Origin of the sequence: Microbacterium sp. UFMG61, from assembly GCF_015354505.1 — a bacterium.
Lineage (GTDB): Bacteria > Actinomycetota > Actinomycetes > Actinomycetales > Microbacteriaceae > Microbacterium.
Window position 1 is genome coordinate 67,991 of the sequence record NZ_JACAFP010000009.1, and the last position, 19,622, is coordinate 87,612.

Annotated in this window: 15 protein-coding genes; 2 read left to right on the forward strand and 13 right to left on the reverse strand. The window is 67.8% G+C overall.

Annotated features, from left to right (window positions below; all coding sequences use genetic code 11):
* Positions 1 to 32 precede the first annotated feature (32 nt).
* The 6 genes from IXW21_RS12395 to IXW21_RS12420 form a co-directional block, all read right to left on the reverse strand.
* Positions 33 to 1,010, reverse strand: coding sequence for a class I mannose-6-phosphate isomerase (locus IXW21_RS12395; RefSeq protein WP_194764570.1), 978 nt, complete (start codon positions 1,008 to 1,010; stop codon positions 33 to 35).
* Complete coding sequence (locus IXW21_RS12400; protein ID WP_194764571.1) at positions 1,007 to 2,203, reverse strand: ADP-dependent glucokinase/phosphofructokinase; 1,197 nt, start codon at positions 2,201 to 2,203, stop codon at positions 1,007 to 1,009. Before IXW21_RS12400 ends, IXW21_RS12395 begins: the two co-directional genes overlap by 4 nt.
* A gap of 30 nt (positions 2,204 to 2,233) precedes the next feature.
* Positions 2,234 to 3,097, reverse strand: a complete 864-nt coding sequence (locus tag IXW21_RS12405; RefSeq protein ID WP_194764572.1) for a ketose-bisphosphate aldolase — start codon at positions 3,095 to 3,097, stop codon at positions 2,234 to 2,236.
* A 46-nt stretch (positions 3,098 to 3,143) separates the two neighbouring features.
* Positions 3,144 to 3,989, reverse strand: coding sequence for a carbohydrate ABC transporter permease (locus IXW21_RS12410; protein WP_194764573.1), 846 nt, complete (start codon positions 3,987 to 3,989; stop codon positions 3,144 to 3,146).
* Between the two features lie 2 nt (positions 3,990 to 3,991).
* Positions 3,992 to 4,915: a carbohydrate ABC transporter permease gene (locus IXW21_RS12415; RefSeq protein WP_194764574.1), complete on the reverse strand. Its 924-nt coding sequence runs from the start codon at positions 4,913 to 4,915 to the stop codon at positions 3,992 to 3,994.
* An 82-nt stretch (positions 4,916 to 4,997) separates the two neighbouring features.
* Positions 4,998 to 6,293 carry an ABC transporter substrate-binding protein gene (locus tag IXW21_RS12420; protein WP_194764575.1) on the reverse strand — a complete coding sequence of 432 codons (1,296 nt, stop codon included), beginning with the start codon at positions 6,291 to 6,293 and terminating at the stop codon, positions 4,998 to 5,000.
* A 244-nt stretch (positions 6,294 to 6,537) separates the two neighbouring features.
* Here IXW21_RS12420 and IXW21_RS12425 point away from each other — a divergent pair, with 244 nt between their 5' ends.
* Positions 6,538 to 7,341: a DeoR/GlpR family DNA-binding transcription regulator gene (locus tag IXW21_RS12425; protein WP_194764576.1), complete on the forward strand. Its 804-nt coding sequence runs from the start codon at positions 6,538 to 6,540 to the stop codon at positions 7,339 to 7,341.
* A 29-nt stretch (positions 7,342 to 7,370) separates the two neighbouring features.
* Here the strand turns inward: IXW21_RS12425 and IXW21_RS12430 are convergent, their stop codons facing one another.
* The 7 genes from IXW21_RS12430 to IXW21_RS12460 form a co-directional block, all read right to left on the reverse strand.
* Complete coding sequence (locus tag IXW21_RS12430) at positions 7,371 to 7,640, reverse strand: HPr family phosphocarrier protein (protein WP_194764577.1); 270 nt, start codon at positions 7,638 to 7,640, stop codon at positions 7,371 to 7,373.
* A 49-nt stretch (positions 7,641 to 7,689) separates the two neighbouring features.
* Positions 7,690 to 9,729 carry a PTS fructose transporter subunit IIABC gene (locus IXW21_RS12435; RefSeq protein ID WP_194764578.1) on the reverse strand — a complete coding sequence of 680 codons (2,040 nt, stop codon included), beginning with the start codon at positions 9,727 to 9,729 and terminating at the stop codon, positions 7,690 to 7,692.
* Positions 9,730 to 9,754: 25 nt separating this feature from the next.
* A complete protein-coding gene (locus IXW21_RS12440; protein ID WP_194764579.1) occupies positions 9,755 to 10,693 on the reverse strand; it encodes a 1-phosphofructokinase family hexose kinase in 939 nt (312 codons plus the stop codon).
* Entirely contained in the window at positions 10,690 to 11,487 is a 798-nt protein-coding gene (locus tag IXW21_RS12445; RefSeq protein ID WP_194764642.1) for a DeoR/GlpR family DNA-binding transcription regulator, read from the reverse strand. The genes IXW21_RS12440 and IXW21_RS12445 overlap by 4 nt, the downstream gene beginning before the upstream one ends.
* Positions 11,488 to 11,648: 161 nt before the next feature.
* Positions 11,649 to 16,283 (reverse strand): ExeM/NucH family extracellular endonuclease, encoded by a 4,635-nt coding sequence (locus tag IXW21_RS12450; protein WP_194764580.1) that lies wholly within the window; start codon positions 16,281 to 16,283, stop codon positions 11,649 to 11,651.
* A 237-nt stretch (positions 16,284 to 16,520) separates the two neighbouring features.
* Positions 16,521 to 17,285: an SURF1 family protein gene (locus IXW21_RS12455; RefSeq protein ID WP_194764643.1), complete on the reverse strand. Its 765-nt coding sequence runs from the start codon at positions 17,283 to 17,285 to the stop codon at positions 16,521 to 16,523.
* 58 nt (positions 17,286 to 17,343) lie between these two features.
* Positions 17,344 to 18,459 carry a GuaB3 family IMP dehydrogenase-related protein gene (locus tag IXW21_RS12460; protein ID WP_194764644.1) on the reverse strand — a complete coding sequence of 372 codons (1,116 nt, stop codon included), beginning with the start codon at positions 18,457 to 18,459 and terminating at the stop codon, positions 17,344 to 17,346.
* Positions 18,460 to 18,536: 77 nt separating this feature from the next.
* On the opposite strand from IXW21_RS12460, the gene IXW21_RS12465 reads away from it, so the two are divergent.
* Positions 18,537 to 19,619 carry an FAD-dependent oxidoreductase gene (locus tag IXW21_RS12465; protein WP_194764581.1) on the forward strand — a complete coding sequence of 361 codons (1,083 nt, stop codon included), beginning with the start codon at positions 18,537 to 18,539 and terminating at the stop codon, positions 19,617 to 19,619.
* Positions 19,620 to 19,622 lie beyond the last annotated feature (3 nt).

Below are 19,622 nucleotides of genomic sequence, written 5' to 3' on the forward strand. Positions count from 1 at the left end.
TCTAGCCGGGGAGAATCCGCGCCGATTCCGGCTCAGGGCGCTGGCGGCCGGGCCACGAGGAGCTCGGCGCGACCACTCACCGCGAGCGCTCCCGCCGCGTGCGGAACGAGCAGGGCGGCCCCGGCCGAGGACTGCTCGCCGTCGATCGCGATGCGACCCTCGCTCACGACCACGATCGAGAATCCCGGTTCGATCACGACGGAGCCATCGACAGGGATGCGCTCGAGTCGGAAATACTCGTCGGCGGCAGCGGGGAATGCGGATCCGGATGCGGGAGCCGTGCTCACGAGCGTCGAGATCTCGACGTCCGATCGCCCCCGCCGGTTCACCGCGGCGAGCGCGAGATCGAAACCGAGCCCGAGATGGCCGAGCGCGGCACCGTCGATCGCGAAGTCCTCCCACTCGAGCAGGATCGACAGGTCTTCGGGCTGCTGCAGTTCGAGAAGAAGGATGCCGGCGCCGATCGCGTGCAGCTCGCCCGGCGGCACCCAGACGACGTCGCCTGCGGCCACCTCGATCTCGTGCAGCAGACCGAGCAGCGCGGTGACGTCCTGCCGCGTCACGAGATCGGCGAGCACAGGGGCGTCCACGTCTTCCTTCAGGCCGACATGCACCGTGCCGCCCTGCAGGATGTACCAGGCCTCGGCCTTGCCGTGCGCCCGCCCGAGATGCGCCGCGGCGAAGTCGTCGTGCGGATGCGCGTGCACGGGCAGCCGCTGTCCGGCATCCAGCAGCTTCACCAGCAGGCGGGTGTCCGAACCCCACCGTGCGACGTGGTCGTCTCCGAGCCAGGCGGTCGGATCCTGCTCGATCGCGACGCGCAGCACACGCCCGTCCGGAAGCGTGGTGAGCCCGAGCGCGGGCTCACCGTTGACGGTGGTCGTCGAACCGATCCAGTCCTCCGGTTCGCGGGGCGCGGTGCCCTCTTCGCCACGGAAGGCGCTGATGCGCGCGCCACCCCGGTAGAAGCGCTCAGCCGGACGGTTGGACGGCAGCCGGATGGGGTTCACACGCTCTCCTTCGCTCGCACGACACCGGCGAGGAATCCGCCGACGAAAGTGTCTCCGAGGCCGACGGTGGTCGGGGTCGCGACGTCAAGCGAGAACGCCGCGACCCCGACGGCGCCGGGCAGGGCAGCCTCGACGGCGGCGACGAGGGATTCTCCTCCCCCGTGCCGGGGCATCGTGTCGGTGTCGTCCACATCGGCGGCTGTCAGCCCGTCGCCGACGCGATACCGGGTGGCGGCGACGCGGACGGCGCTCTCGAGCGCGGCACGGTGCCGACCGGCATCCGGCCCTGTCGCGATCGCCCAGTAGCGGGTGTGCACGACCAGCGCTCGCGCGGGCATGATCGTGTGGACTTCGCGAAGGGCCCGGATCACGTCGCCTCTGTCGAGAAGGTTCACCGCCCGACCGAGATACTCCTGCAGCTCGTCCTCGTTCATGCCGTAGACGTCGATGCGCGGCAGCAGTCGTGCGCGCACGGTGTCCGCGAAGTCGCGCGTGTAGAAGCCGGCGTCCTCGTAGTAGACGAGTGCGTCGCCGGGCAGGCTCTGCATCGCCCGCTGCACGTCGGCGAGGCGGAGCTCGAGCAGGTCGTGGTCCTGCATGGTGTTGAACCCCGAGACGAGGAACACCGCGGCGTCAGCCAGGGTCGCGGGCAGATCGTTCGAGAGCAGCATCCGTCGGTTCGGCGGGTCGTTCGCGAAGATCAGCCGATTGGGCGCGGGCGACAGCACCTCGCCGTCGGTGAGCCGCACGTGCGCACCGACCGGGTACTGCACGATGAGATGCGGATCGAGGGTGTCCTCGGTCGCCGAGCAGATGTACGAGATCGCCGCGGGGAGCAGCCGACGCACGTTGTCGTCGATGCTCACGAGGTGCTGCACGCTGGGGATGCCGAGGGCGTCGAGGACGAGGCCCGCGCGCACCCCGGTGCCCCCGAGCGTGATCTCGTGCGCGAAGTGCGAGACGAAATCCTCGATGACGTCGGATGAAGCGACGAATCGCTCCGCTCCGGTTCCCGAGGCGACGAAAGCGAGCACTGCCACCAGCAGCGAGCGTTCGTCGGTGATCGGCGCCGTGGTCGTCAGCTCGTGCCGCCGCACGCCGTGGGCGTGCGCGAGCGTGTCGAAGACCGACGGATCCCACATGAGCTCATAGTCGACGGTGCCGCCGAGTCCGAGCACGAGCTTTCTGTCCACGTCGCCGATCATCCTCCGATTGTCCGCAGATCAGTACAGCGTCGCCTTGCCGTCTGCGCCGAACAGGTCGATCTTCTCCGCAGCCGTGGCCTTCATCGCCTCGAGCGCCGCCGGCTGGATCGCGTTCGGCTCGCGCAGACGACGGTCGGTGCCGAGCACCTCGCGCATGCGGTCGTGGTACGAGACCTTGATGTCGCTGGAGATGTTGATCTTGTTGACGCCGAGCTCGACCGCGCGGCGCAGCTCGGCGTCCGGGTTCGACGACCCGCCGTGCAGCACGAGCGGGATGCCGACTGCCGCCTTGATCTCCTCGAGCAGGTCGTGGCGCAGCTCGGGGTTCTTGTCGCTCGGGTAGAGGCCGTGCGAGGTGCCGATCGCGATCGCGAGGCTGTCGACCCCGGTCTCCTCGACGAAGCGCACCGCGTCGGCGGGGTTCGTGTAGATGATCTCCGCTGCGCCGGACTCGCCGTAGCTGTCGTTCGCACCGATCGTGCCGAGCTCGCCCTCCACCTGGATGCCCACGGCATGCGCGGCGTCGACGACCTTGCGGGTCAGCGCCACGTTCTCATCGAACGGCAGCAGGGACGCGTCGATCATGACCGAGGTGAAACCCGCCTTGATCGCGGTGATGATCTGCTCGTAGCTGCCGCCGTGGTCCCAGTGGATCGCGACGGGCACGCTCGAACGGTGTGCACGGGAGTGCATCGCGACGATCAGATCCGTGGTGATGTGCGACACCTCGTCGGGGTGGATCGCGATGATGACCGGGGCCGACTTCTCTTCGCTGACATCCATGATGCCGTTGAACATCGCCCAGTCGCTGATGTTGAACGCCGGGATGGCGAAGTTGTTCTCGTTGGCGACATCGAGGATGGATTTGCCGGTGTAGAGCACGTGATTCTCCTGTTTTCGTGGTGGTCGGGGATCCGTCGGCGCGACGTCAGCTCTTCACGGACCCCGCCGTGAGACCGCTGATGAAGTACCGCTGGAAGAAGAGGAAGAGGATGAGCACGGGAATGGAGCCGAGCACGCTCATCGCCATGATCTGGTTCCACTCGTACGAGTGCTGACCCATGAGGAGCTGGATGCCGATGGGCACCGTGCGCATGTCGATCGTGCGGGTGAGCGTCAGCGCGAACAGGTACTCGTTCCACGCGATCATAAACGTGTAGATGCCGACCGACACGATGCCGGGGATCGAGATCGGCACCAGGATGCGCCACAGCGCCGTCATGGACCCGGCGCCGTCGACACGGACGGCCTCGTCGAGCTCCTTCGGGAGGGTGTTGAAGTAGCCGGTCATCATGATGATCGCGTAGGGCAGCGTGAACACCATGTAGGTGAGGATCAGCCCGAGATACGAGTTGTAGAGACCGAGGGCGACCATCAGCCCGAAGTACGGGATCAGCAGCGTGATCGGCGGCACGGCCTGCACGCTGACGATCACGACGTTCAGGATGCGCTTGCCGCGGAAGTCGAAGCGGCTGAACGCGTAGGCCGCCTGGATCGCGACGAGAAGAGTCAGGATCGTGACGGAGCCGGCGACGACGTAGCTGTTCAGGAAGAACCGCATCGTCTCGGGGTTCGTGAAGATCGCGATGTACGCATCGAACGAGAACGTGTCGGTGACCAGTCGGGGCGGCAGCTCGAAGATCTGGGTGTTCGACTTGAACGAGCTCGAGAGCATCCAGAGCACGGGGCCCGCGGCGAACACGGCACCGAGGATGAGGCCGATCATCACGCCGGTCTTGGCGACTCGACGCTGGTTCTGAACCGTGAGAGCCATGATCAGTCCCTCGCTTTCTGGTGACGGACGTAGAAGACGGCGAGCACCATCGACATGAGCAGGACCAGCACGGCGGAGGTCGCCGCGAGCGAGAAGTCGTATTTGGCGAAGGCGAGCTTGTACGTGAAGGTGCTGAGCACCTCGGTCACGTCGATCGGTCCGCCACCTGTGGTCATCCAGATCAGGGCGAACTGCTGCGAGGTCCAGATCAGGTCGAGGAGCACGAGGCTGACGATGATCGGCCGCAGCTGCGGGATGGTGACGTTCCAGAACCTCTGGATGGCCCCCGCGCCGTCGACCGTGGCGGCCTCGTTCAGCTCGTTCGGGATGCCCTGGAGGCCGGCCAGCAGACTCACCATGAAGAAGGGGTAGCCGGCCCAGATGTTGATGAAGATGATCGTTCCGAGCGCGAGCTGCGGCGACGCGAGCCACTCGATGTCGGTGTTGAGCAGGAAGTTCACGACGCCGTTCGGGGCGAGGAGCATGCGCCACAGCACGGCGATCACCGCCACGGTGAACAGCCACGGCAGCACGTACAGTGCCCGGAAGAAGGAGCGCGAGAACCGGCCGAGCAGCGGGCTGTTGAGCATCATCGCGAAGGCGAGTCCGAGCACCAGGTGCGCGACCACACTCGTCACCGTGAAGAGGATCGTGTTGCCGGTCGCCTTCCAGAAGCGCGGGTCCCCCAGGATCTCGACGTAGTTGCCGATGCCGACGAACTCGGGCGACTTGTTCAGGATCACGTTGTCCTGGAACGAGTACCCGATCACCATGACGATCGGCACGATCATCAGGACGAACAGCAGGATGATCGTCGGCGAGAGGAAGGCGTACGACTCGGTGGTCTTGCGCAGCTGCCGTCTGCGCCGGGACATCGGGACCCCGGTGACGATCACCTCGGTGTCGTCGACTGTTCTCAGACTCATGGGAAGCATGGCTCCTTGGTTGGTCGGGTGCCGCATCGCATCGGGAGCGATGCGGCACCCCGTTCATTCGGGAAGCGGGTGATCAGAACTCCGCTTTCCAGCTCTCCTGCGCCTTCGTGAGCGCGTCGTCGATCGACTGCTGACCGTCGAAGGCCGACTGCAGCTGCTCGCCGAGCTGACGCATCAGCTCTTCGGCGACCGGAAGCCCGGTGAACTCGTTCGCGGGGTATCCGGCCTGGTAGATCTCGAACGCCTGCGCGAACAGCTCGTCGTCCTCCACGAACCCGGGAACGGACTTCGAGTTGCCGGGGAAGGCATTCGCCATGGTCGAGAGCTCGGAGTTGGTCTCCTCGCTCATCAGGAACTCGACCAGCTTGAACGCCGCATCCTTGTGCTCCGAGTTCTCGGCCACGCCGATGCCCCAGGACGCATAAGGGATGCCGCGCTCGCCGTCGTAGCCGTCTTCGGCGGGAAGAGCCGAGATAGAGAACTGCAGATCCGGGTTCGTCTCGCGAATCAGGTTGATGTGGGCGAGCGAGTCGATCATCATGCCGACTCGACCGTTGGTGAACTCCTCGACCTTGTCCTGCTCCTTCATCGTGAAGGAACCCGACGCGATCGAGCCGTCGTCCCACATGCCGCCGATGAAATCGACCGCCGAGGTGACATCGTCGTTCGTCAGGTCGGGCTGACCATCCTTGAGCATCGAGCCGCCCGAGGCCCACACCCACGACATGACGTCGTTCTGCACGCCGTTCGGAGCCTCGAGCGAGAGCGGGAGCACCCAACCCGAGACGTCGCCCCCGAGGGCCGAGACCTTCGATGCGGCATCCGCGAACTCGGTGCGCGTAGCCGGCGGGGCGGCGACGCCCGCGTCTGCCAGCAGGGTGTCGTTCGTGAACATCGGGTACACGAAGTTCACGACCGGGATCATGTAGGTGCTGCCGTCGACCTGGATCTGACTCGCCAGCTCGCTGTCGTCGTAGTCGTTCTCCTCCATGAGTGCGGTCAGGTCGGCGATCACGCCCTGCGACGCGAAATCGTTGACCCACGCGCCGTCGAGTCCTACGACGTCCGGCATCGTTCCGGATGCCGCTCCTGCGAACAGCTGCTCCTTCGTCGATGCGTACGGTCCGCTCACGAGCTTCACCGTGATGCCCGGGTTGGCGTCTTCGAACTCGTCGATGAGCGCCCGGAACTCACCGTCGGGGAGCTCGGGCTCCCACCACTGCGCGAACTCGATGGTGACGTCTCCGCCATCGGATCCATCGGTTCCGCTGCCGCCTGCCGCGCACCCCGCCACGGCCAGGACTGTCACGGCTGCTGTCGCTGCGCCGGCGAGCTTCAGAATGCGTCGCCCTCGCCCCACTGTGATCATCACTTCTCCTCTTCGAGATCGTGCCGCACAGCGCTTCAATGCTCATTCGTGCGGTTTTGAGCCATGTTATGCCGACATTTGCAGGAACGTCAAGCGTTTGTACCGAGAAACCACCCTCGGCGACGGCCGATTTTCGCTCACTTCCCGAGATACCGCGGTCGGGCAGCCTGCTCGACCGCAAAACCTGTGCGGATTTGTGCCGAAGTCTGCCGATTTTTCATTCGACTGTGCTAGAGATGTGTGCATGGAATCACCCGCACCGTCGCAGAAGCGGCGACTCCCCGCTGGTCGCAAGGCCGATCTCGCCGCCTTCGTCGAGCAGGTCGGCGAAGTGACCGTCGGTGGTCTCGCTGAGCACTTCCGCGTCTCCATCGACACCATCCGTCGCGACCTCGACCAGCTCGATCGCGAAGGTGTGGTCGTTCGAACCCACGGCGGCGCGGTCAGCGCCGAAGCTCAGCTCAAGGACCGGGCACTCGACGTGCGTCTGCGGATGCAGACCGAGGAGAAGGAGAAGATCGCGCGTCTCGCCGCCGGGCTGATCGACGACGGTGCTGTCGTCATGATCAACGCGGGCACGACCACTCTCGCCCTCGCGCGTGCGCTGCGCAATCATCGCGACCTCACGATCGCGACGAACAACCTGCGGATCCCTGCCGAGATCTCACCGTCGGTGTTCCGTGACCTCTACGTGTTCGGCGGAGCGGTGCGCGCCATCACGCAGGCGACCACCGGACCCGTCACCTTCACGATGACCCCGGGCGGACCCGAGGTCGACATCCGATGCGACCTGGCGCTGATCGCCGTCGGGGCGATCGACGCGGCCGGATTCTCGACCTCCAACATGGGGGACGCCAACATGATGGCCGAGATGATCCAGCGCGCCGAGCGCACCGCCGTCCTCGCCGACTCGTCGAAGGTCGGGCGACGACTGTTCGCGCAGGTGGCGACCCTCGATCGTGCCGACTACCTGGTCACCGACACCGCCCCCGACCCCGAGTTCGCCGCGGCGCTCTCGCAGGCCGAGGTCGAGGTCGTCAGCCCCTGACGCCTCCCCGTCGCCAGGGGCCGAACCCCTCAGACCGCGTCGAGGTCGGTCTCGAGCAGAGACGCGAGTTCGTCGAGCGCCTGCTCCGCGCCGTCGGCATCGGAGCGCAGGGTCACGGTCGTCCCCTTCGAGGCGCCGAGGCCCATGAGCGCGAGAATGCTCCCGGCGTTGAGCTCCGATCCTCCGGCCACCGAGATCGTGACCGGGATGCCCTTCTCCTGCACCGCCGCGACGAAGAGCTTCGCCGGTCGAGCGTGCAGCCCCGAGCCGCTTGCGATGGTCGCCTGTCGTTCTGCCATGTCGATCTCTCTCTCGTGTGATTCTCTTACCAGGATGACGCGTGGGTGGTCAGGCCGCCGTAGCGGCGAGCGATGCATCGCGCGAGGTCTTCGACCGAGCGAAGCGCTTGAGCCCGATCACCGCGAACGCCGTGACGAGGGTCCCCGCCACCAGGGCGATCAGGAAGCCCCAGATGGGGTCGATCGCGAAGAAGACGAAGATGCCCCCGTGCGGGGCGAGCGACTGCACGGAGAACGCCATGCTCAGTGCGCCCGTCACCGCGCCGCCGAGCATCGAGGCGGGGATCACGCGCAGCGGGTCGGCAGCGGCGAAGGGAATGGCGCCCTCGCTGATGAAGGATGCTCCCAGCAGCCAGGCCGCGACGCCGTTCTCGCGCTCGACGGGAGTGAACAGTCGACGGTCGAGCACGGTCGAGGCGAGTGCCATCGCGAGCGGAGGCACCATTCCCGCGCACATCACGGCGGCCATGATGAGGTACGGCGTGGGGTTCTCGGTCGAGGCGGAGGCGAGTCCGGCTGTAGCGAAGGCGTAGGCCACCTTGTTGACCGGTCCCCCGAGATCGAAGCACATCATGAGCCCCAGGATCACGCCCACCAGGACGATTCCCGAGGTGCCCGCGAGACCCGTCAGCCAGTCGTTCAGCACGAGCATCAGCCAGGCGATGGGACGACCGAGGAACAGCAGCATCAGGCCGGATGCCGCAAGCGACGCGAGGAGCGGGATGATGACGACGGGCATGAGGCCGCGCAGCCAGCGCGGCGCATCGATGCGGCCGATGGCCCACGCGACCGTTCCGGCGAGAAGACCTCCGACGATGCCGCCGATGAAGCCGGCGTTCATGAGCACCGCGACGGCGCCGGCGACGAAGCCGGGCGCGATACCGGGCCGGTCCGCGATCGCGAAGGCGATGTAGCCCGAGAGGGCCGAGACCAGGAACCCCATCGAGGTTGCACCGATCACGAACAGCACCGATCCGATGTACTGTCCGAGCCCACCCGCAGGCAGATCCCACAGCGCGTTCTCGAGGATCACGGTGAACGCCTGGTTGTCGGCGTTCACCTCGTAGCCGCCGAACAGGAAGCCCAGCGCGATGAGCAGACCGCCACCCGCGACGAACGGGATCATGTAGCTGACGCCGGTGAGCAGGATGCGCTGGATCCTGCGGCCCATCGACTGCGGCGCGGCCGCGGACGAGGCACCGGATGCGGAAGACGCGGACGATCCCGCGACCTTCGCCGCCGCAGGGTCGGCTGCGGCGGCGATCGCCTCGGCGATGAGCTGCTTCGGCTCCTCGATGCCGCGCTTGACACCCGAGCGCACGACCGGCTTGCCGGCGAAGCGCTCCTGTTCGCGCACGTCGACGTCGACGGCGAAGATCACGGCATCCGCCTGGTCGATCACGCTCTGAGGCAGCGCCTTGTATCCGCTCGATCCCTGTGGCTCGACGACCAGGTCGACCCCCTGCTCCCGACCGGCCGCGGTGAGCGCATCGGCGGCCATGAAGGTGTGGGCGATGCCGGTGGCACACGCGGTGACCGCGACGATCCTGGCCCGCGATCCTGCTCCTGTCGCGGGCGCCGTGGCTGCGGTGGCCGGCTGGGTGGCGGGTGCGTCGGCCGGAGAATCGGCAGCGGGCTCATCCGCGATCGCGGCATCGACGATGCGCACCACCTCGTCAGCCGAAGCGGCAGCACGCAGGGCCCCGGTGAACTCCTCCTGCATGAGGCTGCGGGCGAGCTTGGAGAGCATCGCGAGATGCGCCTCCGCCGCGGTGTCGGGCGCCGCGATGAGGAAGACGAGATCGGCGGGGCCGTCGGGTGCGCCGAAGTCGACGCCGGGCGCGAGCCGCGCGAAGGCGAGGGTCGGGATCGTCACCGAAGCGCTCTTCGCGTGCGGGATCGCGATTCCGCCCGGAAGGCCGGTCTCATCCTTCTCTTCGCGCGCCCAGGCATCCGCGAAGAGGCCCTCGCCGCTGCTGGCACGGCCCTGCGCGGCGACCCGCTCTGCGAGAGCGCGGATGACCGCGGCCTTGTCGGTGCCGAGCGGCGCGTCGATGCTGACGAGCTCGGCGGTGATGGTGTCGGACATGATGACCTCCAGTGGTCGTCAGTGATCAGATCGATCGAACAGAGATGTCGTGGTGCCCGAGGTCGGCCGGGGCCGGCACCTGGGTTCCGGGGAGCGATGCCGCGGCGGCACCGTAGCGGATGGCAGACGTGAGCCGGGCCTGCGCGTCTCCGCCGGCGAGATCGGCGAGCAGATATCCCGCGAGTGAGCTGTCGCCGGCACCGACGGTGCTCACGACGCGGATACGGGGCGCGGCTGCGAACCATGCCCCCTCGCCCGTCACGAGCGCCGCGCCGTCGCCTCCGAGCGTGATGAGTGCGGCCGCGACGCGTTCGGGAACGATGGCGCGGACGGCGTCGACGATCGCCTCGGGGCTGTTCCCGTCGACGGGCACGCCGAGCAGTTCTGCGAGCTCCTCATCGTTCGGTTTGATCAGGTCGACCGATGCACGGGCGACGACCTCGTGAAGAGCGGGCCCGGATGCGTCGACGGCGATGCGCGGCGAACCGCTCCCCCACCGATCGCGCACCGCGGCTACGACATCGACGTAGAACGACGCGGCCGCCGAGTCAGGAAGCGACCCCGCGAGAACGAGCCAGTCGGCATCCGCGCTCGCGTCGACCACCGCGGTCATCACGGCCGCCGAGTCCACGAGGCTCAGGGGGCTGCCCGGGAGATTGACCTTGGTGGTGATCCCCTCGCGATCCGTGATCGCAAGGTTCGTCCGCACCTGCCGCACGACCGGAACGGTGACGGTCGGGATGCCAGCAGCGGCGAGCGGAGCACGGTAGGGGTCGTCGATCGCGAGCGGCAAGACAGCCACGGTGTCGACTCCCGCAGCGGCGACCACGCGCGCGACGTTCACGCCCTTCCCTCCGGCCTCTTCCCGTGCAGAGAGGGCGGCTTGCACCGCACCCGGACGCAGAGCCTCGTCGAGTGCGATGGTCCGGTCGAGCGCCGGGTTGACGGTGAGAGTGACGATCATGCGACCCAGACCTCCACGTCGGCCTCCGCAAGCGCAGCCGCGAGGTCGGCTGACGGCTCCGCATCCGTCACGAGCACGTCGACGTCGCTCAACGCCGCGAACGACACGAGCAGCTCTCTGTCGTGCTTGCTGGAGTCCGCCACCACGATCACGCGGCGTGCCGCGCGAACGATGGCGGCCTTGACAGATGCCTCGTCAGGGTCGGGCGTGCTGAGCCCGAATCCGGCCGAGATGCCGTTGGCCCCGATGAACGCGACGTCGGGGCGCAGCCTGCCGATGGTCGCGACCGTCTCGGCCCCGACCGCCGCAGCGGTGACCCCACGGATCCTGCCGCCGATGACGGTGAGCGAGATGTCGTCCGCCACCGCGAGCAGCGGGGCGATCGTCAGCGAGTGCGTCACAGCCTCGACGCGCGCACGCGAACCCTCGAGCGCGAGTGTGGCATTCGCCGACAGCCCTTCGGCCACGGCTGCGGCCGTCGTACCCGCATCGATGAACACGGATCCATGGAAATCCGCGCCGAGCGCCGAGAGGGCGCGGGCGGCGATCGCCCGCTTCGCCGGCCCGTGCTGCTGGACGCGCTCGAGGACCGAGACCTCATTGGTACTGTCGTCGTCCTTCGCGACCGCTCCGCCGTGGACCCGTACGAGCGACCCCGCCTCGTCGAGAGCGGCGAGATCACGGCGAATCGTCTCCGTCGTCACGTCGAAGCGCTGCGCCAGGTCGACGACCGAGACTCGTCCGTCGTCTGCCAGGATCCGTTCGATTCCCTGCTGGCGCTCCATCGCGTACATCGCTGCTCCGTTGCTGGTGGAAAACTTTCCCACACGATACAACAGAAAACCACACAAAAACAAGAGATGCATGTGGCTTCTTCTTCGCTGCCCCACAATCTCCGGACACGACGAAGCGGGCCGGAGGATCACTCCTCCGGCCCGCTCGTCACCGCATCAGATCAGAACCAGCCGTTGAGGAGATCCCAGAGCCAGTCGATGATGCCGCCGATGCCGCCCGCACGAGTGAGGGTGACGGTGGCTGTCGCCTCGTCTCCGTCCGCCTGCGACACCGCGACCGTGTACTTGCCCGGCTGCGCGTTCTTGGGAACCGTGACTGCCGTCGAGAACGTGCCGTCGGCCGTGACCTTCACGGTGCCGACCTCGATGGGCGCACCCTTTTTCGGTCGCAGCTCGACGGCCACGGTCTCACCCGGCTCATATCCCTCACCGGTGATCTGCAGCTTCTTGCCCGCAGCCACCTTCGACGAGCCGAGGTCGATCGAGCCCGCGAACTCCGCGGGCTCCTCGCCCGCGATCGTGAACGGCACCTGCACGGTGGTCCCGGTCCCCGCGACGGCGACGGTGAGCAGCTGCTCCCCGACGGCGCCCGAGGGAACCGTGAACGTGAGGGACGCGCGACCGACCTCGTCGGTCGTGTCGACGATCGTGGGGTCGACCGCTCCGGTAGCGAGCTGCGTGTCACCGAGCGACAGCGTGACGTCACCCGGAGCCTGCTCCCCCGCACTGAAGGCGAGCGAGGAGAGAGCCACGGTCACCTGGTCGCCGGCGCTGTAGCCGTCGGCGTCCGCGGCGCTGACCGAGACACCGACCGCGCGCTGGGCGAGATCGGGGGTCGCTGTCTTGTTCGCGTCGAACCAATCGACCATCGACTGCAGATCGATCTTGCCGGTGTCGCGCTTGCCCGTGCCCTCTCTGAACGTGGAGAAGTTGTCTCCACCCGCCGCGAGGAACGAGTTCGCCGCGACCGTGTAGCTCGCAGCAGGATCGATCGCCGTTCCGTCGAGAGTGATCGACGTGACGCGCGAGCCCTGTGCCGCGGCGGGGTCGTACGTGTAGACGAGCCCCTCCGAGACGCCGAGCTTGAGGAACGGACGAGCCGAACCCGCCGGCTGCCACTGCTCCTCGAGGACGCCCTTCAGCTGCGCGCCCGTGAGCGTCAACGTCACCAGGGTGTTGGCGAACGGCTGCACCGTCGCCGCCTCGCGGTAGGTGACGTTGCCGTTCGGGTCGTTCGCGTTCGACGATGCATACGTGAGGTTGGCACGGATGCCACCCGGGTTCATGAGCGCGATGTCCGCACCCGTGGACCATTTCTGCACGTCGGCCACGAAGTTGCCGATGGTGGACTCGCCACCACGGTTCTCCGAGCCGTTCGTCTGACGCGCGCGGTTGAAGTCGGCGGTGATGTCGCCGACCTTGATCGCTCCGAGCACATCGGCGTCGGCCTTCGCCTTCGCGACGATGTCGGCGACCTCGGGCACGGCCGGGTACAGAGCCTGGCCGTTCGCGGTGAGCGGCTTGATCTCGTTCGTGATCGAGATGAGCTCCTTGGACTTCGGATCGACCTGAAGGTTCATCAGCCCGAGGTTCTCGCCGTACTGACCGGCCGAGATCACGGGACGACCGTCGATCACGTGGTTGTAGGCGAGGTGCGTGTGCGCCGAGACGATGGCGTTCACATCCTCGTCGACTCCGTAGACGATCTCGCCGAGCGGCGAGTCGGGAGTGATGCTCGAGAGCTCGGTGCTCGCGGCGCCCTCGTGGACGAGGAGGATGACGACGTCGGCCTCACCGTTCGACGCATCGCCGTCGCGCAGGTCGTCGGCGACGGCGTTCACCGAGTCGGCGATGCTGCGCACCTCGAGATCGGCGATGCCCTCCGGCGACACGAGCGAGTCGAGGTCTTCGGTCACGGCGCCGATGAAGCCGACCCTGACCCCGTCGAGCTCCTTGACCCAGGCCGGAGCGAGCGCGGGCTCGCCGGTCTCGGTGAGGAACACGTTCGACGAGATGTACTCCCAGTCCGCGCGGTCCTGCACACGGTCGCGCAGGTCCTCCCAGCCCTGGTCGAACTCGTGGTTGCCCGCGGCACTGACGTCGAGACCGGCCGCGTTGAGAGCGTCGATCGTCGGGTTGTCGTCATTGATGAACGACGTGAACGTCGAGGCGCCGATCAGATCGCCGACGCCGGCGAAGATCGTGTTCGGGTTCTCCGCACGGAACTGCTGCACCGCACCGGCGACGACCGCGGCACCGGCCGCTGCGCCGTCGGCCTCGATGCGTCCGTGGAAGTCGTTCATCGTGACCACGTCGATGCTCACCGGAGGGATCTCCGACGAGACGCCGACGATGATCGGGTCGTGATCGCTGGAGCGGAAGGGCGTGCCCGCCTCGGTGGCGCCGAACGCGTAACCGCGGTCGCTCCACTCCGGCGAGTTGATGCTCCAGACGCCTGCTCCGGTGATCGACGCTGCGAGCGAGGGCGACGCGAGCACGTGGTCGAGCGAGCCGAGCTCGCCGTCGAACGTGTACGTGTGCTGCTCGGGTGCCTTCTCACGCGCGACGTCGCTCCAGCCGGCCGACGTGAACACGTCGATCGGGTCTTCCTTCGCGTAGGCGTTGAAGTCGCCGATCAGCAGGATGTCACTGCTGCCCGTGGTCTCCTCGATCTCTGCGGTGAACTCCTTGAGCGAGTTCGCCTGCTTCACGCGATCGGCGTTGAAGAAGCCCTGCCCGTCTGCCGGCTCCGCGCCGCCTCCCTCGGGTGCAGACTTCGACTTGAAGTGGTTCGCGACGACCGTGACGACGCGGCCGTCGACGTCGAACGCCTGGGCGATCGGCTCGCGGGCGTTGCCCCACACCGACTCGTCGGTCACGGTCAGGCTGTCGCCCACCGTCTCGACGGCATCCTTCTTGTAGATGATCGCGCTGGTGATGAAGTCCGTGGTCGCCGAGTCGTTCAGCTCATCCGGGGTGCGGACGTAGTCCCACTCCTCGCTGCCGAGTGCATCGTTGAGGCCGTCGACCAGATCGGCCAGAGCCTCGTCGAGTGACCCGCCGAGCTTGATCGAGTTCTCGATCTCCATGAGCGACACGATCTCGGCGTCGAGCCCGTTGATCGCGGCGACGATCTTCGACTTCTGGATCGCGAACTGCTCTGCGTTCGCCGCGCCTCGGGCGTTGGAGTTCTCGCTCTTCAGCGTCGTGAAGTAGTTGAAGACGTTGAAGGACGCCACCTGCACGTCGCCCCCCACCTCGGGCGCTGCCTCGGCGCGCGGGTTGGTGGTCGTGAATCCGGCCTTCTGCTCGGCCGGCGACGTGTTGTCGATCGGAACGATCGGCTGCAGCCGCCAGTCGTCGAAGCCGTACTGCAGCACATAGCCGCTGTCGCTGAAGTCGACGGTGTCGCCGTTGCGGACGACCTGCTCCTCGGTGAAGTAGGGCTGGTCATTCGGGTGCCCGCTGTTCGTCACCTGGATCGACCAGGCGTCGTCGAGGAGGATACGGTTCGCCCGGTTGGCCGCGGCGATGGCCGCCGCCTCGTCGCCCGGTCGGACGATCTCGGTGCTCTTGACGTTCAGCTCGTCGCCCGCGTTGAGCCACAGCGTGCCGAAGTTGTAGAGCTGGTGGCTCGAGGCGAGTCGGTACGTGCCTGCGGGCGCGACGTACATGTTCTCGTACTGCTCGCGGTCGGCACCGACCACCGTGTCTGGCAGCGGCGTGAGAGCGGGAACACCGACGCCGGCCTGCACGACCGAGACGCCTGCGAGCGCACTCGGGTTGATCTGGGTCTGACCGAAGTACTCGCTGACCGATCCCGTGACCGAGACCAGATCGCCGATCGCCAGGGTCGGAGCGAGGGCGTTGAGGTAGACGAAGACGCCGTCGGAGGCTCCGGGCGTGGCGTCGGTCTCTCCACCCGAGCCCTGAGTCTGGATCACGATGCCCTTGTACCCGCCGGTGCGGAAGTCCGCGGTGACGACCCCCTCGACCGTGACGGTCTGGCCGCTCAGAGGCGATACGTCTGTCGTGCCCTGCACCTCGGCGATCGAGACCTTCGCGGGGTCGGTGCCGGGGTCGGTACCGGGATCCGTGCCCGGGTCGGTGCCGCCCGCGTTCTGCGGCGTGATCGATGACGAGAGGGTGAAGTCGGCACTGTTGTCGTCGGTGTCGACACCGCCGGTGCGGTTGAGCGACTTCACATCGGTGTTGCCCGAGGGCGGAGTCGCGGCCTTGGTCTCGAACGTGTTCGAGGTGCCGTATCCCAGCACGTCGACGACGCCGTCGACGCCGGCGACCGATCCCGGGGTGAGGGTGACCGGCGTGGTGCCCTGCACCAGCGCGAGCGTGCCGTTCGTTCCGCTCGGGTTCAGAGTGCCCACGGCATCCGCCGTCGGCAGAGCCGCACCGTTCGCGCCGTTGCTGCCACCCTGCACGAGGAAGTGACCGCCTGCCGGGATCGTTCCGGTCAGTGGGGCGACCCCGCTGAAGGCGGCCGTGCCGGTCGCCGAGCGGTACTGCAGCGAGAAGCCGTCGAGCGAGACGGGCTGCGCGGTCGGGTTGTACAGCTCGACGAACTTGTTCGTGAACGCTGCACCGGCGCTGCCTCCGGAGAGATACGCCTCGTTGATGACCACCCCCGTCCCTGTGACGTCGGCGGAAGCGGGGGCCGCGATCAGGGCGCTGGCGCCCAGGGCGGCGACGCAGGTGGCGGCGAGGACGCCGATGCGCCCCCGACTTCTGCGATCTGAACCGGGAACCTCGTGGTTCGCGGCGTCGGGAGCGGACATCATCAGTGTTTGTCTCCTCGGGTGGGGGCTGGCGACGGCTCTCGTGAAACCGCGGCGGTGCGGGCTCTCAGCCGACGCACATGTGAGCGAGCATACGGAGGCCCTCGGACAACCTCAACGGAGTTTTCCCATTGGTCACTCAGCGCTCACCGATTGGCCGGATCGACCCCTGACGAAGGTAGAACCGGGCACCCGAGATCGCTCGTATGCGCGTGTCAGGATGCGCGGATGCGCGTGCCGTCAGCTGCCCTGAGCGGCTGACGCAGCGTCCTCGAACTCCTCGATCTCGCGCTCCCAGGCGTCTTTCGCGAGGCGATACCAGAGGTAGAACGCGAAGCCCGCGAAGATCGCCCACTCCGCGGCGTAGAAGATGTTCAACCAGTTCACCGGCGACCGCTCATCGGGCGCCGGCGACGAGATGTCGACGAGTCCCGCGTCGGCGGTGGAGGATGCGAGGAACGGCCGGTAGACGTCGAGCTGGTCGGTGTCGTGCCAGAAGCTGAGCAGCGCGGCCGTCGACATCCGATCCATGCGTGTGGGGTCGTCGGCCGGGGGTGTGGACGGCCCCTCGTCGGAGATGATGCGTCCGGTGACCGCGACCACCGCGCCGCCCTCGGCATCGGAGGCGAGCTGCTCCACCGCGGCGTCGGCGACGGCGCGGTCGTCCGTCCAGCCGATCGCCACCGCGATCGAGGTGCGGTCGGCCACCCGCAGCTGGCCGGTCACCCAGTACCCGGGGACATCGTCGTTGTATCGACTCGAGACGACGAGGAAGTCCTGCGGCACCCACGTCCCCGAGGTCTCGACCTTCTGACCGACGAGCGGCTCGGCGAGGTACTCCCCCGGCTGCAGGACGCCGGTCAGTGGACGCACCTCTTCGGTGATGCCGGGAGGCGGCGGGTCGGTGTCGATCGCGCGCTCCAGCTGCCACTGGCCGAGCCAGGCGAAGACTCCGGCGACGACCAGGCACAGCACGAGCATCCCGATCCAGCGCCCGCGGAGCATGACCTCGCGGAGGGTCGGGGGGAACAGTGCAGGTGTCGTCACGGTGTCGAGCAGGGCCTCAGGCCTCGTACGGAGCGAGGACGACTTCGACGCGCTGGAACTCCTTGAGGTCGGAGTATCCGGTCGTGGCCATCGACTTGCGCAGCGCGCCGATGAGGTTGGCCGTGCCGTCGACGACGGGAGCCGGCCCGTAGAGGATCTCCTCGAGCGTCCCGATGCCGCCGACCTCGACACGACGGCCTCGGGGCAGCTTCGGGTGGTGAGCCTCGGGGCCCCAGTGGAATCCACGGCCGGGAGCATCGGTGGCGCGGGCGAGCGCGACGCCGAGCATGACGGCGTCGGCACCCATCGCGAGCGCCTTGACGATGTCGCCCGAGGTGCCGACTCCGCCGTCGGCGATCACGTGCACGTAGCGTCCGCCCGACTCGTCGAGGTAGTCACGACGAGCCGCCGCGACGTCGGAGACCGCGGTGGCCATCGGTGCGTGGATGCCGAGCGTGGCACGCGTGGTGGAGGCTGCGCCCCCACCGAATCCGACGAGCACTCCGGCCGCACCGGTGCGCATGAGGTGCAGTGCCGCGGTGTAGGTGGCAGCACCGCCGACGATCACGGGCACGTCGAGGTCGTAGATGAACTTCTTGAGGTTCAGCGGCTCGTCGACGCTGGAGACGTGCTCTGCCGACACGGTGGTGCCGCGGATCACGAACAGGTCGACCCCGGCGGCTGCGACCGTGTCGTAGAACTCCTGCGTGCGCTGCGGGGTCAGCGAGCCGGCGACGGTCACTCCGGCTTCGCGGATCTCCGCGATGCGCTGGGTGATGAGCGCGGGCTTGATCGGCTCGGCATAGAGCTGCTGCATGCGCGCGGTCGCCTGACCCTCATCGAGACCGGCGATCTCGGCGAGCAGCGGCTCGGGGTTCTCGTAGCGGGTCCAGAGTCCCTCGAGGTCGAGCACGCCCAGTCCGCCGAGCTGCCCCAGCATGATCGCCGTCTGCGGGCTCACGACCGAGTCCATCGGCGCTCCGAGCACCGGGATTCCGAAGCCGAAGGCGTCGATCGTCCATGCGGTCGACACGTCCTCCGGGTTTCGCGTGCGCCTCGACGGCACCACCGCGATGTCGTCGAACGTGTACGCGCGTCGCGCGCGCTTGCCTCGGCCGAGCTCGATCTCCATGGTCACCCCTCCAGACTACCGGGCGCGCGCGAGCGCGCCGACGGGCTGGGAGACTGGGAGGGAGATCGGGAGGCAGTATGTCGGTGGACGCCGTGGAGGTCGCCGTCGTCGGCGGTGGCGTGATGGGACTCGCGACCGCGTGGGAGCTGGCCAGACGGGGGTTGCGCCCCGTGGTCTTCGAGCGCTTCGCCCGCGGGCACCGCGAAGGCGCCTCGCACGGCGCGACGCGCAACTTCAACAACGCCTACGACGAGGAGCACTATCTCGATCTGCTCGTCCGTGCGAAAGAGGGGTGGGATGCCCTGGGACTCGTCGACGGCGAGCCCCTGCTCCGTCTGCACGGCCTCGTCACACACGGCGATGTGGACCTGGGGTCGATCGAGCGCAGGCTCACCGAGCGGGGGATCCACGCCGAGATCCTGTCGTCTCACGACGCCGCGTCACGCTGGGCCGGCATGCGCTTCACCGATGCGGCGCTCTTCTCGCGCGATGCGGGTGTCGCCCGGGCGTCCGCGACCATCGGCGAGTTGGAGCGACGCATCGTCGACGCCGGCGGCGAGGTGCGGTGGGACACTCCCGTGACCCGCATCGACGAGACGGACATCGGGGTCGACCTCGTCCTCACCGACGGCCGTGTACGCGCCGACACCGTGGTCGTGACGGTGGGCGCGTGGACGACGAAGATGCTCCCGGGTCTCGGGCTCCCGCGTCTCGCGGTCACCGAGGAGACACCGGCGCACTTCCGGCCCGTGGACGGATCCGTATGGCCGTCGTTCAACCATTACGTCGATCCGGCGCGGTATCCCGCGACCGTCTATGGGATGCCGACCCCGGGCGAGGGCATCAAGGTCGGCTTCCATCGTGTCGGCGATCCCGTCGATCCCGACGCGCGTCCTCACCGCATCACGCACGCCGCCGCACTCGCCGACTACGTGCGGGAGTGGATGCCGGGGGTGGACCCGGCATCCGCCGTGCCGATCAGCTGCACCTACACATCGACCGATGACAGCGCCTTCGTGCTCGACCGCCGAGGACGCATCGTCGTCGGCGCCGGTTTCTCGGGGCACGGCTTCAAGTTCGCACCGGGAGTGGGCGCGGTGCTCGCCGACCTCGCACTCGACGCGACCGCCCTGGCCGCCACGCCGTTCCGGCTGCCCTGACGC